The organism is Brucella pseudogrignonensis (genome assembly GCF_031454375.1).
Taxonomy (GTDB): Bacteria; Pseudomonadota; Alphaproteobacteria; order Rhizobiales; family Rhizobiaceae; genus Brucella; species Brucella pseudogrignonensis_A.
In genome coordinates, this window is the sequence record NZ_JAVDQT010000005.1 from 71,701 (window position 1) to 87,775 (window position 16,075).

The following is a 16,075-nucleotide window of genomic DNA, read 5'->3' on the forward strand; positions in this document are numbered from 1 at the left end:
TCTCTTGCCAAAAAAGGAAACTCAGATGTCTCTGAGCACATTTGCAGTCGATATCGCTTTACCTGCGCCAGTTCTTCTCGTTGAAGATGATCTGGCAGTCCGTCGCAGGCTTGAGGGAATACTTCTGCAATTTGGCTATAAGATTGAGGCTATTATCTTTGTGGCATCTTTGGCTGAAGCGCGCGCTTATCTGGCCGAAGAACCAGTTTCTCTGGCGCTTGTTGATTTGGGCCTGCCTGATGGCAATGGCGTGGATCTGATCAAAGAATTACATGTTAGTGAGCCGGCACTGCCGATTTTGGTAATTTCCGCCTGGTGCACACAGGACGTCATTCTTTCTGCGTTGAGAGCAGGTGCAATTGGTTATGTGTTAAAGGAGCGGGATGATATCGAAGTCGCTCTGGCAATACGCAGTGTCTTGCGCGGTGGAGCACCGATAGATCCATTTGTGGCGAAACGGATCATTGAAGAGCTTCCTGCTGAAACGCAGGAGCGCCCCGAACCGCAAAGTTCTATGGAGGCGCTGACTGCACGAGAAAGCCAAATATTATCGTTGGTAGCTGAAGGGCTGGGAAACAAAGATATTGCTGACACGCTGTGTCTGTCCCGCTATACGGTGGAATGCCATATCAAGCGGATCTATCGCAAACTCGCTGTTTCTTCACGTACCCGCGCCATTCATACTGCGCGGCAGCGCGGTTTGTTGGCGTGAGATGGCTGTTCATCGTATTATTCTTGTGTGGTCTTGGCCCATCCGCCTGGGCTAAGGAAGCCAGCGATGTCCCGGTCTGCCCCGTTCAGATTGTTGGTATTCAGGCAGCTCAATCACTTGAAAATGGTCAAAGGCCCGATAATACGGGACATTGGGAAAATGTTACTTTACCCGATGATTGGAATTGGCGCCACAAGGAGCAGGCAGATAATATCTGGTATCGTATAAGCTGGCGTCAAGATTGCGAGCCTGCACCGGAAGAGCGTATTGCACTGCTGTTGCGTTCAATCATCATGGCCGGTGAAATTTATATCAATGATCATTTTCTTTGGCGCGATGAGCATTTGGTTGAGCCACTATCACGCAGCATGAATATGCCGCGTTATTGGGTTTTGCCAGATGCCTGGCTCCAGGACGGTACCAACACAATTTGGATCAGGGTTGTAGGTGTCAAAGGACAAATGCTGGGTCTCGGACCAATTGCTGTGGGCGAGGCTACTTCTCTCTATCCGCAATATGAAAACCTATGGTGGCGTAACCGCACATTATATATCGCCAATATTATCGTTTCTGGTGTTATTGGGATTTTGTTCTTTTGTATCTGGTTCGTTCGGCGCGATCATACGGCTTATGGCTGGTACGCCTTTTCGTCCTTATTCTGGGTTGTGTTTATATCGAATACTCTTGTTACGACGCCGTGGCCATGGCCTGACACCTTGACCGCATCCCGGGCCAATGTCGTTGCCTTGATGTTATGTGTGGCATGCTTTTGTATGTTTGTTATGCGTTTCGGAGAGCTGTTTCCCAGGCTATATGAGCGAACGCTTTGGGCTTTTGTGGCCATATTGGTCGTTGCGTCGCTTTTTACGCCGCAAGCCTTTTTTGTTTATATTCAAATAGCTGGTGTTATCATTGCCGCCGTTTTCTTTTTATTCAATTGTATTCAGTTTCCGCTTTATGCATGGCAAACGAAAAAGCCGGAACACCTTATGCTTGGCGGCTGCCTGCTTGTTCTCATCTTAACAATATTGCATGATATCTTCATGGTTTTTGGGCTTATTCCGGGAGATTTTACGGTGTTGCCCTATTCCAACATCGTCATTACCTTGAGTTTGTCTGGCATATTAGGTCTGCGTCATGCTCATAATGTTCGCCGTATTGAGCAGTTCAATGTCGAGCTTGCCGAAAGCATAGACAGTGCCCGCTCCGAGCTCGCAACAACACTTGAACGTGAATATTCACTCGCTCTATCCAATACCCGTTTAAAAGATCGGTTGGAAATTGCCCACGACCTTCATGATGGTTTAGGCGGCGCGCTGGTTCATATGATGGCGTCAATCGAGCAGGGGAGCGGGCCCGTAAACCGTTCGCAAGTTGTTTCCATGCTGAAGCTGATAAGGGATGACTTGCGTCAGACAATTGATAGTAATTCAAGCCCAAGTATCAAGGTTCCTGCAACGCCGATCGAGTGGGCAGCGCCACTCAGACACCGTTTCACGGCACTTTTTGATGAATTGGATATTGCCGCTGAATGGAGTTTTCCCGCTCGCTGGCAAAAGCCTCCAACGACATTGCAATGTTTGGCATTGGCGCGTGTCGTTGAAGAAGCTTTGACGAACGTCATTAAACATAGTCGCGCGAAGCATGTGATCGTGCGTCTTAAGCAGTCTGCAACCAATGAACTGACATTGGAGGTCGAAGATGACGGTGCTGGCTTTGATGTTTCGGCTGTTCAATTGGCAAGTATGAGTATCGGTACCCGCAGTATGTCGATGCGCATTATGCGTATCGGCGGACGTTTCAGTATAACATCCTGTCCTGGAAAAACGACGGTGTTGGCAACATTTACATTATAGAGTTATGACTTGTTTTGCTCCCATGGCGTTCCGCTCGCCCATTCTTTGCGAATGGCTTCGATGAAACGTCTTACTTTTGGCGAAACATGGCGCCGCGTAGGATAGACAGCAGTAATGGGCAATTCTTCGTGACGTAAATGTGTGAGGATTGGTATCAGGCGCCCCTTTTTAATATCATCTCCAACCAGAAAAGCGCCGAGCTGCACAATTCCAAGGTTATTTAAAGCCGCATCGCGGATTGCTTCCGTGTTGTTGAGTTTCAGGCGTCCTTCGACAGAAATGTATCGAACCTCACCACCAATTTGGTAACGCCATGGCATTGGCGAGTTGGCATAGGTAAACACAATTTTGTTGTGGTTTTTCAGATCATCAAGGCTTTGTGGCATGCCATGATGTTCCAGATAGGCAGGTGTTGCACAGGTGAAAAAACTGTGGGGTGCCAGAACCTGCCGGATCAAACCGCTATCGGTTGGTCCACCAATGCGAACTGCAACATCAATTCCATCTGAGACAAGATCGCAATAGTCATCAGAGAATGTCACATCCGCCTCCAGTTCGGGCCATTCGGCTAGAAACTTTTGTAATACGGGCAGGACGTGCAGACGACCGAACGCTGTTGGAATATCTATGCGAAGTCGTCCCTTAGGCGCCTGATTGCGCATAGCCAGTGTCGCTTCTGCGTCATCGACTTCACAAATGATACGCAAAGCGTGGTCGTAAAATAATTTTCCCTCCTCTGTGAGGCTCACGCTTCGTGTCGTGCGATGAACCAGACGTGTGGCAAGATTTTCTTCAAGCCGGGCGATACTCTTTCCGACAGCCGAACGTGTAATCCCTAACTTTGTCGCTGCTTGAGTAAAACTCTCGGTATCTGCAACGCGCACGAAAGCCAGAATGTCTCCGAAATGATCAAGCATTGGTTCCAGTTTGTCCCATCTGATGCGGCCTTGAGCTACTTTATCAATTTTCCGGACCTAGTAAAGACTGCCGAACGATTGAGGTGAACTTCAAAAGCCTCGCAATAAAAGGCAGTCCAATGGCACAGATCACGAAATTAAGACAAAGCGCTCAGCATACGGATTGGTCGGCGGTTTATGTTGTCGGCCTTACGACTTTTGCAGTTGTGACAACTGAAATGTTGCCGATAGGCATGATGATGCCAATTGCAAAGGAACTGAATATTTCGCTCGGCAGTGCCGGGCTAATTATTTCAGTTCCCGCACTGCTTGCCGCTTTTTTTGCACCCATGGTTATCCTCATGGCAGGTGAAATTGATAGACGTCGAATTCTTGTCGCGCTGCTTATGCTCCTGACCGTCGCTAATCTCGCTTCGGCCTTGTCACCATCATACGAATGGCTGCTTGTCGCGAGAGTTATTGTAGGATTCTGCATGGGCGGGATATGGGCAGTCGCTGGGGGACTGGCCCCAAAATTGGTTCCTACGCAATCGATAGGAGTGGCGACAGCAATTATTTTTGGCGGGGTTGCTGCCGCGTCAGTCGTGGGGGTGCCGCTTGGCGTGATGATTTCTGACATTGCAGAATGGCGAGGGGCATTTGCAGTCATGGCAGGATTTAGCTTGATTGTCTTCGGGCTTGGTTTTCGTCTCTTGCCAGCCTTGCGTGTCAATCAGTCTGTCCGGGCAAGCCAGATGATCGCCGAATTGAAAAGACCTCGTGTTCAGGCGGGACTGTTCCTTACACTGTTGCTCGTCGCGGGACATTTCATCGCCTATACATTTGTGGGCTCAATTTTAAAGGTTATATCTGGTGTTAAGACGGAATGGATCGGCATGTTGCTGTTCATTTACGGCGCTGCAGGAATTATTGGGAATTTTCTGGCAGGCAGGTTCGCTTTAGCACGACTTGGAATGACACTAGGGACGATTATTCTCAGCCTTTTGATAGCAATTCTTGGGTTCGCCTTTATTGGGGAAGGAACTATCTCAGCGGCTGAAATCCTCATCTTGTGGGGCGTGGCATATGGTGGAGTTTCTGTCACTCTGCAAATATGGATGATGAAAGCGGCATCAACCTCCATTGAGATTACGACCGCGCTTTTTGTGTCGGTCTTTAATAGTGCTATCGCTTTAGGGACATTGATTGGTGGGCAAGTCACCGACCGTTTTGATTTGCATACAACCCTTATTGTCGCGGCAATTTTTGCGGCATTAGCCCTATCGTTTTTGCTGCTCACTCTGCGGGGGAAATTAAAATGAGTTATGATATCTTTGACTTAGGCGATATCCAACTTCAATCAAAACAATATATCCGTAATGCGCAGCTTGCATACAAAACATATGGCCGGCTCAATAATGAGAGAGATAACGTCATTATCTATCCTACATCTTTTGCGGCCACGCACGATGATGCTGCCTGGTTGATTGGTCAGGGGCGTGCTCTCGATCCGGATAAGTACTTCATCATTGTTCCAGATATGTTTGGTAATGGTGTATCCAGCTCCCCGAGTAATATGCCATCGTGCATCGATGCTGGGAAATTCCCACGTGTGACGATTCATGACAATGTTAAGCAACAGCATCGGCTCTTGACCGAAAGGTTCAATATTCAAAAAATAAAACTAGCTATAGGCTGGTCTTTAGGAGGAGCACAAGCATTTGATTGGGCATCATTCTTTCCAGACATGGTTGAGCGCCTGTTCACTTTTCAGAGCGCTGCACGCACCTCACGACACTTCTATTTGTTCTTTGATAGCGTGCGAGCCGCTATTGAACTTGATGCAAATTTTGAACAGGGTTTCTATACGAAGCAACCGCTTTGTGGCCTTCGTGTTGCCGCGCGTATTTATGCAGCATGGGGTTTTTCGCAGGCGTTTTTTCGAGAGAAGCTCGATGAGCGCGCGCTTGGTTACAAGTCGCTTGACGATTTTCTTGTAAATTTCTGGGAAGATTGGTTTTTGAAGCGCGATGCGAATAATGTTCTCGCGCACCTATGGACCGGCCAACATGCAGACATAAGCGCTAACGAAAAATATCTTGGTGACCTTGATCAAGCACTGGCTGCAATAAAAGCTGACACTATGATCATGCCTGCGTCCAGTGACCTGTATTTTCCGGTAAAAGATGCCGCCTGGGAAACTTCCCGTATTCCGAAAGCCGAGCTGCGTATTTTGGAAACCGTATGGGGACATGTTGCTGGCGAAGGTTTGAATGATGCTGACACCAAAGTCATTGAGACTGCAATATTTGAACTACTGCAACGATGATACAAACTACACATTATTCAATCGCAGCAGATATGAAAAATAGTGTGCTAGCTAAAGATTGGCATTAGCAAAAACGCGGAGTTCTGGTTTTTCGACATATGAAAGATCAGAATTTTCGACGCCGAGTTCTGTAAGGGCTGCCTTCAACGCCCAACGTGCTTGCTTTTCAGGATCTTGATCGAGGACAAAATCTAAAATGCGTTCCCGGATTAAAGCTTCATGAGCATCATTGCGCTCATGGCCAATCCAGATTGGTTTCCGATCAAGTTTTCTCAGTATAGTCGCGATTTCGCCACCAGAGTCGGCAGTTTCATAAATTGCATCTGGCAAGCGGCCGTACTTTGCCAGCTCTGCCAAATGGCCCCACGATGCGTTTGGGGCCTCGTGAGTGACAAAGACATCGCTCTTATGGTTTGTATGCAATTCAGCTCTGAAGCCTTCCACTCTGTCGCGGTGCGATTGTAAGGTTGTATTTGCTTGGAGGATCAGCACTTTGGCAGGCTTGTCACGCAGTGCGAAATTTATCAGGGATGCTGCCAGACGTCCGGCAGCCATATTATTGACCCCACTAAATGCATGAGCTGGCAAGCCGGGAATACGGGTGGATACAAAGATAAGGATTTCACCCTTCTCCATGACGCCCGCCAAGCTTTCTGCAACTTCGCTGTCCAGTTCTGCTGCAACGATCAGAGCGCTGCGTTTTAACTGCGATGCAGTAATCGCACGGATCATCGCCTGCGGATCGTTTTCCGGCACAAAAGTTCGATGAAGCATTATGCCACGCGGCAGTAGTTTTGCTGCGTTCTTAAAACTGTTTGAAAGCTTGGCCCAATATGGCGTTGGATTCGTGGGAAGGATCGCCTCTATCCTCAGGTTTCCGTAGTCGGGAAGAGGCAAAACACGTCTAAGACCCAGCTGTGAGGCCGCGTGTAAAACTTTTTCCCGTGTTTTTGGGGATACGCTGCCGCGTTCGTTCAGGACCCGTTCAACTGTTGTGATGCTTACCTTAGCAAATTCAGCGACGTCCCGAAATCCGGGGTTTTTGGACGCGTCAATCAAAATGGCCTCTTTATGATTCACTTGTCCTCCCAAAGAGAGCGATTAACACACGCTGGCAATTTAGAACATAATAAAATGTCAATAGCTCAGATGACGTGAATCCGTCCAAACGGTCCTTGGAGACGACTTGTCGCACTTTTTAACGCGCCATATAAGAGCGCTTTCCTCCCAAGGAAAGCTCAACTGTGTTGCATATCCGATCCTAAGTCTGGCTCAATTCCGACGAGGGCGTGTGCGCACAGTTGTGCGTTATTGACTGGTTGCTGAATAGAGATTTCAGCGATCCAAATATGGAGCAGCTTCAGATGCGCGATGCGGATCTCGTACGAGTTTTCAGGCTATGCAAACGCCCGCAGCAAAAGCTTTATCGGAATCGTGCTGCCATTGTGAAAAGCGTCTGAAGCTCCTGTAGTTCAAATGGATTATTCAACATGAACAATGTTTTAACATGGATACTCCGTGTTCTGGGGGTGGTCGTTGCACTGCTCGGACTCGGCCTCGTCTGGGGAGGGGTTAAACTTCTCTCGCTGGGCGGTTCGTGGTTTTATCTCGCTGCAGGTATCGCCATGTTGGCGATTGGCTATTTTGCATTTCGCAAACGTGGCGCAACGTTGTGGATCGCACTTGCTCTTTTTATTGCAAGTGTCATCTGGGGTGTGTGGGAAGTCGGGTTCGATTTCTGGCAGCTCGTTCCACGCACTCTAACATTCCTCGTCATCGCGCTCGCCACCGCTGTCATTTCACCAGCTCTGGTACGCAAGTCGGGTGGCGCAGCGCTGTCTTGTAAATATTCGGCTGGTTTGTCAGTCGTGCTTGCTGCAGCTTTCGTCGCTACGCTCTTTGGCATGTTCCGTCCGCATCCAACGGTCGTTGCAGCGGGCAATGGCCCAGCACCTGTCATCAATGCTGATGCAGGCAAAGATAGCGGCAATGACTGGCCAGCTTACGGCCGGAATACGGGCGGTAACCGTTTTGTTCAGTTCGATCAGATTAACAAGTCGAACGTAAAAGATCTGAAAGTCGCCTGGACCTATCGCACAGGCGACCTTGCCGTCGATGGCAAGGAATATCAGGTTACGCCGCTTAAGATTGACGACACGGTTTATCTTTGCACGCCGTCCAACATAGTCATTGCGATTGATGCGACGACTGGACAGGAACGCTGGAAGTTCAACCCACAGGCAACTGTCTTTGAGAGCACGAAGGGCTGGCGTCGATGCCGCGGTGTTGGCTACGCTGATCTCACAGCACTTCCAGCACCTGCGAGCGAAGACGCGAATGCCGATGCAAACGCCATTCAGGCATCTGCTCCTGCTGTTTGTCGTAAGCGCATTTTTACATCGACCATCGATGCACGCCTTCTCGCAATTGATGCCGATACCGGCAAGCTTTGCGAAGATTTTGGTGTGAATGGCGCTGTCGATCTGAGTGTCGGCCTGACGCCCGATCCGGTTGGTGGTCAGCAGGGCTCTTACAACGTAACATCTGCACCTCTGGTTGCCGATGGCGTTGTGATGGTTGGCGGTCGTCTGAACGACAATCTGACCGTCGGCGAGCCTTCGGGTGTTGTGCGTGGCTTTGATGCGCGCACAGGAAAAATCCTGTGGGCTTGGGATGCCGCTCGCGGCGCAACCGATAGCACGCCTCTGCCAGAAGGTCAGACATACGCGCCAGAAACACCAAATTTCTGGGGCACGGCTGCCTACGATCCAGAGCTTGGCCTCGCGTTCTTCCCAACGGGAAATCAGACGCCTGACTTCTGGACTGGAAATCGTCATCCGTATTCGGATGAGTATAACGATGCCATCGTTGCTGTCGATATGAAGACAGGTAAAGAGCGCTGGCATTTCCGCACTGCGAATATTGATCAGTTTGACTACGATGTTTCATCGCAGCCAATTCTCTACGATCTTCCACGTGCCGATGGCACAAAAACACCGGTCATCATTCAGCTTACCAAGCGTGGTCAGATTTTTGTTCTCGACCGTCGCACGGGTGAACCTGTTGTACCGGTTGAAGAACGTCCGGTATCAACAGATTCCATGCCAGGCATGAATGTTGCGCCAACACAGCCATACTCCGCGATTTCCGTCGGCACTGATAAGCTGACTGAACGCGATATGTGGGGCGCAACAATCTTTGATCAGTTGTATTGCCGCATTGAGTTTAAGGATATGCGTTGGGAAGGTGAGTTTACACCGCTCTCCGATAAGCAGCGCACTCTGATCTATCCGGGCTATTATGGTGGCTTTAACTGGGGTGGTGGTGCTATTGACGCGGCGACAGGTACGTTGATCGTCAATGATATCCGCATGGCTCAGTGGGGTCGCTTTATCAAGCAGGATGAAGCCAAGCGCATCGGACTGAAGCCTTCGACTGAAGGCGAATATTCTGAGCAGCTCGGCACTCCCTGGGGTGTAGAACGTTCGATGTTTGTCTCACCGCTCGGCATTCCGTGCTTTAAGCCACCGTTCGGCACTATGACAGCCATTGACCTCGAAAGCGGCAAGACAAAGTGGCAGGTTCCTATGGGATCGATCCAGGATGCGCCGGTTCGCGGTATCGTTCCGGGCGTTCTCATTCCACTCGGCATGCCAACGATGGGTGGACCATTGGTAACCAAGGGCGGCCTGACATTCTTCCACGGTACACTGGATTACTATACACGTGCGCTCGACAGTGACACGGGTGAGGAACTCTGGCGTGGACGTCTTCCCGTTGGTGGTCAGGGCGCGCCGATGAGCTATGTCGGAAAAGATGGCAAGCAGTATATCGTTGTTGTTGCTGGTGGTGCCACACGTACCGGCACCAATGACAATCGCGGTGACTATGTCATTGCCTATGCGTTGCCTGACTAAAGGCATCAACGAACATGGCCGAAGAAAATCGGCCATGTCACGCACATAATTTTGATCATGCAAATCCCGATTTTGTGCGAAATAATGTTATGTGAGTGAATTATAACTTTTGCGTGAGGCTTTGCCCAAAATGCAATCTAAGCCTTATAATAAATACGAGCAGTTTTATCTGCTCTTGAATAAGGAGTATCGAAATGAAGTGGTCTGCACCAAAATTCGTTGAAGTTACCTGCGGAATGGAAATCAATCGCTATGCTCCGGCTGACGGCGATGAACCGATCCTGTTCTAATCATTGAAGCATGGTTTTTGCCGCTTGCAGCAAGACCATCTGAGAAATGATTTTGTTGGTGGCAATCGTCCGCGTCACATTGGTTGCGGGTTACGGTTGCCATCAACATTTTGAGTTATCGCGCATCGGCGCAACCGAGTTATTCCGACATGCATAAGACAACTCGGACAAGGAATTAGATTTCATGAGCAGCCTGCGTTTTCTCGTGCTTGGCGCCGCCGCAGGTGGTGGCCTGCCACAATGGAATTGCAATTGTGCCAATTGCGCTGCCGCACGCGATCCCAAATCAGGGCTAACTCCCCAAACGCAATCATCACTTGCTGTGAGCGTCGATGGCAAAAACTGGGCCGTGTTCAATGCGTCACCTGATATTCGGCAGCAGTTGATACAAACCAAGGCACTGCATCCGAGAGCCTTACGTGATAGCCCTGTCAAAAGCATCGTGATTACCAATGCTGATGTGGACCATATTGGCGGATTGCTAACGGTACGTGAGAAGCAACCTTTCCGGTTGCTGGCAACATCCGCTATTCAGAAAGTCCTGAGCGAAAACCCGGTTTTTAAAGTTCTTGATCCTGACTACGTAGAGCGAAAAACTATTCAGCTTGATGAAGAGTTTACACCGCTAGACGGGCTGACCGCGCGCATTTTTTCTGTGCCGGGAAAAGTTGCACTTTTTCAGGAAGAGGGCGAGCCTGAACTTGGCGTCAAGGGTGAGCAAACTATCGGCATTGAATTTATAGCAGGCACCAAACGCGCATATTATATTCCCGGATGTGCGGCACTACCCGATTGGCTGGCAGAGCGCATTCGCGGTGCTGACCTTGTGTTTTTTGATGGCACATTGTTCACTGATGACGAAATGATTACGGCCGGAACCGGTCTCAAAACCGGGCAACGGATGGGGCATATGTCGATTTCCGGGCCAGATGGCAGTCTGGCACTGTTGTCTGCTCTCAACATTGCTCAGGTGGTTTATGTCCATATCAACAATACCAACCCGATCTGGCTGTTGGGACCAGAGCGCGCAACCGTAGAGGCAGCTGGAATGGCTGTTGCCTTTGACGGCATGGAGATTGATCTTGACTGAAGCTCAAAACAGAACAGCTTTCGAAGCACGCTTGCGTGCAATCGGTGATGCCCGCTATCACGACAAGCACCCTTTTCACGATATGCTGCATGGCGGACGGTGCAACATCACGCAGGTTCGTGCCTGGGTCATCAACCGTTTCTATTATCAGAGCCGTATCCCGTTAAAGGACGCTGCTTTTATGTCCCGCTGCGAAGACGTGTCGATACGGCGCGCATGGCGCAAGCGCATTGAAGACCATGATGGTGGTGTAGAAGAGGGTGGCGGTATTCGACGCTGGCTGAAGCTTGCGGAGGCTGTGGGTCTTGATCCGGATTATGTCGCCTCAAATCGTGGTGTTCTTCCCGGCACACGTTTTGCCTGCGATGCATATGTACGTTTTGTGCGCGATATGCCGATGCTGGATGCGGTGGCAGCCTCGCTCACTGAACTCTTCGCCCCTGCCATTCATAAAAACCGCATCGCTGGTTTGATTGAACATTATGCTTTCGCTAACGAACAGGCTCTTTCCTATTTTCGTAAACGTCTGGATGAAGCGCCCGTCGATGTGGCTTTTGGTCTGAACTATGTGCTGAATCATGCTGACACGAAAGAAAAGCAGGACGCGGCTGCCGCAGCGCTGACGTTTAAGACCGATGTGCTCTGGGCGCAGCTCGATGCTCTGCATCAGGCATATGTAGCGCCAGCCTTGTTGCCCCCCGATGGTTGGGATGGGCGCGAAGGTGTCATTGGCCAACTCGACCAGCCTGCGCGTAAGCTGGAAGTTGAGGGAGCGGCACAATGACAGAACCCACAGCCGTTATCGTATCGGGTGGTACAATAGCCAAGCTCGCGCGGGGCGTGCGTTTGCGTCAGGATCCGGTACGCGGTCAGAATGTTTTATTGGCACCTGAGCGCGCGCTGGCTTTGGATGAAATTGCGGTGATGATCGTGAATGCGCTTGATGGTGAGCGCACGCTGGAAGAAATCGCCAGTGAATTTGCGGTTAAATTTGAAGCGCCCAAGGATCAGATCCTCAGTGATGTTATTGCTTTTGTGGATGAGTTTTCAAAACGCAGGATGCTGGAGCTGAAGCCTTGAACGAGCATGTAAGTGTCAGGCCGACAAGCGAATGGAATGGGGGACGTATTCGTATTCCTGCTCCCATCGCTATGCTTGCGGAGTTGACACATCGCTGCCCGCTTGCGTGCCCATATTGCTCAAATCCTCTTGAGCTTGAAGGTGTTAAAACTGAGCTTTCGACCGAGGAATGGATTAAAGCCTTCCAGCAAGCGGCCGCTTTAGGCGTATTACATTTGCACCTTTCAGGTGGAGAGCCTGCGGCGCGTCGCGATCTTGTGGAACTGACGGCTGCTGCCGCTAAAGCCGGTCTCTACACCAATCTTATCACATCCGGCATTGGCCTTACGGAAAAGCGTATAGCTGAACTATCCGATGCAGGTCTCGATCATTTGCAACTTTCAATTCAGGGATCGACACCTGAACGGGCCGACCGTGTTGGCGGATATAAGGGTGGCTATCAACGCAAAATTGCCGTTGCCGAATGGACTCATGCGGCTGGTATTCCCCTCACGGTCAATGCGGTCTGTCATAAGCAGAACATGGACCAGATGGATGAAATGCTGGACCTTGCAGTTAAGCTTGGGGCGCGGCGCATCGAGATTGCGACGGTTCAATTTCATGGCTGGGCCGACAAAAACCGCAAAGCTTTGATGCCGACAAAAGAGCAATTTCTGAAAGCAAATGCATTCGTTGAAAGTGCGCGGAAACGTCTCGAAGGGATCATTGTCATCGACTATGTTGGCGCAGATCATCATGCATCTTATCCAAAGGCCTGTATGGGTGGCTGGGCGCGCACAGGTCTGAACATTACGCCTTCGGGTAAAGCATTACCGTGCCATGCAGCAGAAACAATCCCAACACTGCAATTTGACAATGTGCGCGACAAAGACCTCGAAACAATCTGGTATGAGGGGCAGGCATTTAACGCTTTTCGCGGTGATAGCTGGATGCCGGAACTCTGCCGCAGTTGTGATCGCAAGGCGATTGATTTTGGTGGTTGCCGCTGTCAGGCGATGGCGCTTGCGGGTGATGCTTCTGCAACTGACCCTGTCTGTATTCGCTCTCCGTTGCGTCAACTGCTGGCTGAGCAAGCGGAAGCAGATAGCCTCGCAGAACCACCACCCTTTGTTTATCGGGGGCGATAGGGCCACTGCATAGAAATACTTTTGTGCTCAATTCACAGGTTAAAAGGTTAATGTTGGCGAGCGTATTCTGGTGTAATATCCAGTCAGATAGCTATTTTTTGATATTCTAATTAATAATCAAAAATTTGTGACCGTTCTGCCTATAGCATTAAACCACGTTATGATTGATGCCTGGTTCAGTATTCAGGCGAATTGGAGTGAGTTCCATGTTAACTCGTATAGGCGGTTTAATAACTGCTTTATTGGGCGCTGCCATTTTATATTATGGTGCGCAGCTGGCAATTATTGGCGGCAGTTTTTTCTATGTCATCATGGCTTTAGGGCTTCTGATTTCAGGCTTGCAGCTTTTTCGGCTACGTCAGAATGGGCTTGTAATCTACGCATTAACGCTTGTCGTGACCTTCATATGGACACTTTATGAAGTCGGGATGGACAAGTGGCAGTGGATACCACGTGGTGCGCTCATAATCTTCTTAGGCCTGCTACTTTCGTTGCCCTTTATTGTGCGCGGCCTTCGTGACAAGCCTGTAAAGCTTTGGTCGCCGGGCCTTACGAATGGCCCGTTTATTTTACGTTCTGTCGTCGGTCTGGTTGCAACGATGGCGCTTGTTGCATGGTTTATCGATCCCATCGAAAAACAGGGGACATTGCAAACTGTCGCTGGTGCTAAAGAGGTGAGTATTGATCCAAGTGGCGTCCCTTATCCAGCAAATGACTGGGTTGCATATGGCGGAACGAACCTTGGTCAGCGTTATTCGTCGCTAAAAGATATCAATAGTGACAATGTGGGAAAACTGAAAGTCGCGTGGGAACATCATACAGGTGATCTGCGTGAAGGTGATGCCGTCGATTCAAAAGAATACACTTTCGAAGCGACCCCAATCAAAGTGAATGGTCTTCTGTATTTCTGTACGCCACATAATATCGTACGGGCATTGGAGCCGGAAACAGGCAAACTGGCCTGGTCCTTTGATCCGAAGATGCAACGCGACAACCAATACCAGCATCAGACCTGCCGTGGCGTTTCTTATAATGATTCGTCAGAGTATGTCGTTCCCGCAGATACTGATCCTGCAAAAGCCGAAGCAATTAAGGCTGCAATTTTGCAATGCCCGCGCCGCATCATTGCTTCGTCCGTCGATGCACGCCTTTATGTGTTGAACGCAGACAATGGTGAATTGTGCACCAGCTTTGGCGATAATGGTTATGTCGATCTTAAAGCGCAGATGCCAAACATGGAACGCGCAACTTACCAGCAAACCTCCGCACCGCTGGTAACTGCTGATCTGATCATTCTTGGGAGCGCGATCGCCGATAATTATTACGAGAATAACCCGTCAGGTGTTATTCGCGCTTACGATGTACGCACTGGCGATATCGTTTGGAAGTTTGATGCGGGTAAACCAGATGAAACCGCACCACTCGCGAGCGACGAGCTTTACGAGCCCAATTCGGCTGTTGCCTGGACGCAGCTTTCCGCAGATGAGAAGCTTGGCTTGGTTTATGTTCCATTCGGAAATAAATCACCCGATCAGGTCGGTGTATCAAGGTCTGAAGCAGACCAGAAGATGGTAGATTCGCTCGCCGCACTCGACCTCAGGACGGGCCGTTTGGTTTGGAATTTTCAGACAACCCATCACGACCTTTGGGACCGCGATATTCCTTCACAGCCAGTATTGCTGAACTTGCCGCATGACGGGCAGGATGTTCCTGCAATTCTCGTTCCTACGAAAATCGGTAACATTTGGGTTTTAGATCGTCGCACTGGCGATCCAATCATGCCCGTTCATGAAATGAATGTTTCGACAAAGACAGACATTCCAAATGAAAAGCTGTCGTCGACACAACTAATGTCCGCCCTATCTTTCACTCCAGCGCCATTAACTGAAGCTGACATGTGGGGCACAACGCCATTTGATCAGATCGCCTGTCGCATTACCTACCGTCAGGCGCGTTATGACGGAAACCCTTTTACCCCACCGCAGACAGAAGGTCTTTCGCTTGTATGGCCAGGAAATATCGGTGTCTTTAACTGGGGTTCGGTGGCCGTAGATCCGGTCAACGGATGGATGATTGCTACACCTCAGTACCTTCCTTACCTGTACCGGCTGTATAAACGACCTGAAGGTGAACCTGATAAACGAATGTTTGGAAACGCGGGCGACGCAGGTGGGGAATCCAAGCCTGGTAACGAAAATCTCGGCGGACCCTATGCTGTCTCAATCAGTCACATGCGTTCTGCCCTGGGCGTGCCATGCAATACTCCACCGTGGGGCGTTCGTGTTGGTGTCAATCTCGCAGACGGCACGACGGCTTGGAAATATCGTAATGGTACGGTAGCGGGTCAGAAAATTGCCGGTATTCAGTTCCCTATACCATTCGAAATGGGCATGCTCGCACATGGTGGAACACTAACTACAGCTGGTGGCATTGCCTTTACTGGGGCAGCTCTTGATGACATCATTCGTGGTTACGATATGAAAACTGGCGAAACACTGTGGTCCCATAAACTCCCAGCCGGGGGGCAGGCAACTCCTATGACGTATCGTGGTAAAGATGGTAAGCAGTATGTCGTTATTGCTGCTGGAGGTCATGGTTCTCTGGGAACAACTCCTGGAGATTCCGTGATCGCATATACGGTTGACTAACCTGCATTACGGTATAGCGATAGCAGCACCGCAGGGTGCTGCTATCGACACGATGGTATCTATGTGGTGAGAATAAATGCCAACAATCTTTTCAAATGGCGAGGGTAGTGTTTGGCATAAGATGAGCTTC

At 49.9% G+C, this 16,075-nt stretch carries 13 protein-coding genes; 11 read left to right on the forward strand and 2 right to left on the reverse strand.

What is annotated here, in order from left to right; genetic code table 11:
• The first annotated feature begins 25 nt into the window (after positions 1-25).
• The gene (locus tag J2782_RS15085; RefSeq protein ID WP_310014021.1) at positions 26-712 is read left to right on the forward strand and encodes a LuxR C-terminal-related transcriptional regulator; all 687 of its coding nucleotides are present in this window, start codon (positions 26-28) and stop codon (positions 710-712) included.
• Positions 622-2,568, forward strand: a complete 1,947-nt coding sequence (locus J2782_RS15090; protein WP_310014024.1) for a sensor histidine kinase — start codon at positions 622-624, stop codon at positions 2,566-2,568. The genes J2782_RS15085 and J2782_RS15090 overlap by 91 nt, the downstream gene beginning before the upstream one ends.
• A gap of 2 nt (positions 2,569-2,570) precedes the next feature.
• Here J2782_RS15090 and J2782_RS15095 read toward each other — a convergent pair whose 3' ends face one another.
• Positions 2,571-3,485, reverse strand: a complete 915-nt coding sequence (locus tag J2782_RS15095; RefSeq protein ID WP_310014025.1) for a LysR family transcriptional regulator — start codon at positions 3,483-3,485, stop codon at positions 2,571-2,573.
• A gap of 119 nt (positions 3,486-3,604) precedes the next feature.
• Between J2782_RS15095 and J2782_RS15100 the strand changes: the two genes are divergently transcribed.
• Together J2782_RS15100 and J2782_RS15105 are read left to right on the forward strand one after the other, a co-directional pair.
• Complete coding sequence (locus J2782_RS15100) at positions 3,605-4,786, forward strand: MFS transporter (protein WP_310014027.1); 1,182 nt, start codon at positions 3,605-3,607, stop codon at positions 4,784-4,786.
• Positions 4,783-5,793 (forward strand): alpha/beta fold hydrolase, encoded by a 1,011-nt coding sequence (locus J2782_RS15105; protein WP_310014029.1) that lies wholly within the window; start codon positions 4,783-4,785, stop codon positions 5,791-5,793. Before J2782_RS15100 ends, J2782_RS15105 begins: the two co-directional genes overlap by 4 nt.
• Before the next feature lie 51 nt (positions 5,794-5,844).
• Here the strand turns inward: J2782_RS15105 and J2782_RS15110 are convergent, their stop codons facing one another.
• Positions 5,845-6,885 (reverse strand): LacI family DNA-binding transcriptional regulator, encoded by a 1,041-nt coding sequence (locus J2782_RS15110; RefSeq protein WP_310014030.1) that lies wholly within the window; start codon positions 6,883-6,885, stop codon positions 5,845-5,847.
• Between the two features lie 398 nt (positions 6,886-7,283).
• Here J2782_RS15110 and J2782_RS15115 point away from each other — a divergent pair, with 398 nt between their 5' ends.
• The 7 genes from J2782_RS15115 (at position 7,284) to J2782_RS15145 (ending at position 15,945) form a co-directional block, all read left to right on the forward strand.
• Entirely contained in the window at positions 7,284-9,710 is a 2,427-nt protein-coding gene (locus J2782_RS15115; protein ID WP_310014031.1) for a membrane-bound PQQ-dependent dehydrogenase, glucose/quinate/shikimate family, read from the forward strand.
• A 194-nt stretch (positions 9,711-9,904) separates the two neighbouring features.
• On the forward strand, positions 9,905-10,000 hold the full coding sequence (pqqA, locus tag J2782_RS15120) for a pyrroloquinoline quinone precursor peptide PqqA (protein ID WP_310014034.1): 96 nt from the start codon (positions 9,905-9,907) through the stop codon (positions 9,998-10,000).
• 184 nt (positions 10,001-10,184) lie between these two features.
• A complete protein-coding gene (gene pqqB, locus J2782_RS15125; RefSeq protein ID WP_310014035.1) occupies positions 10,185-11,090 on the forward strand; it encodes a pyrroloquinoline quinone biosynthesis protein PqqB in 906 nt (301 codons plus the stop codon).
• Positions 11,083-11,874 (forward strand): pyrroloquinoline-quinone synthase PqqC, encoded by a 792-nt coding sequence (pqqC, locus tag J2782_RS15130; RefSeq protein WP_310014037.1) that lies wholly within the window; start codon positions 11,083-11,085, stop codon positions 11,872-11,874. The genes pqqB and pqqC overlap by 8 nt, the downstream gene beginning before the upstream one ends.
• Positions 11,871-12,170: a pyrroloquinoline quinone biosynthesis peptide chaperone PqqD gene (gene pqqD, locus J2782_RS15135; RefSeq protein WP_310014040.1), complete on the forward strand. Its 300-nt coding sequence runs from the start codon at positions 11,871-11,873 to the stop codon at positions 12,168-12,170. The genes pqqC and pqqD overlap by 4 nt, the downstream gene beginning before the upstream one ends.
• Positions 12,167-13,297, forward strand: coding sequence for a pyrroloquinoline quinone biosynthesis protein PqqE (gene pqqE / locus J2782_RS15140; RefSeq protein WP_310014042.1), 1,131 nt, complete (start codon positions 12,167-12,169; stop codon positions 13,295-13,297). Before pqqD ends, pqqE begins: the two co-directional genes overlap by 4 nt.
• Before the next feature lie 206 nt (positions 13,298-13,503).
• The gene (locus tag J2782_RS15145) at positions 13,504-15,945 is read left to right on the forward strand and encodes a membrane-bound PQQ-dependent dehydrogenase, glucose/quinate/shikimate family (RefSeq protein WP_310014043.1); all 2,442 of its coding nucleotides are present in this window, start codon (positions 13,504-13,506) and stop codon (positions 15,943-15,945) included.
• The last annotated feature ends 130 nt before the right edge of the window (positions 15,946-16,075 follow it).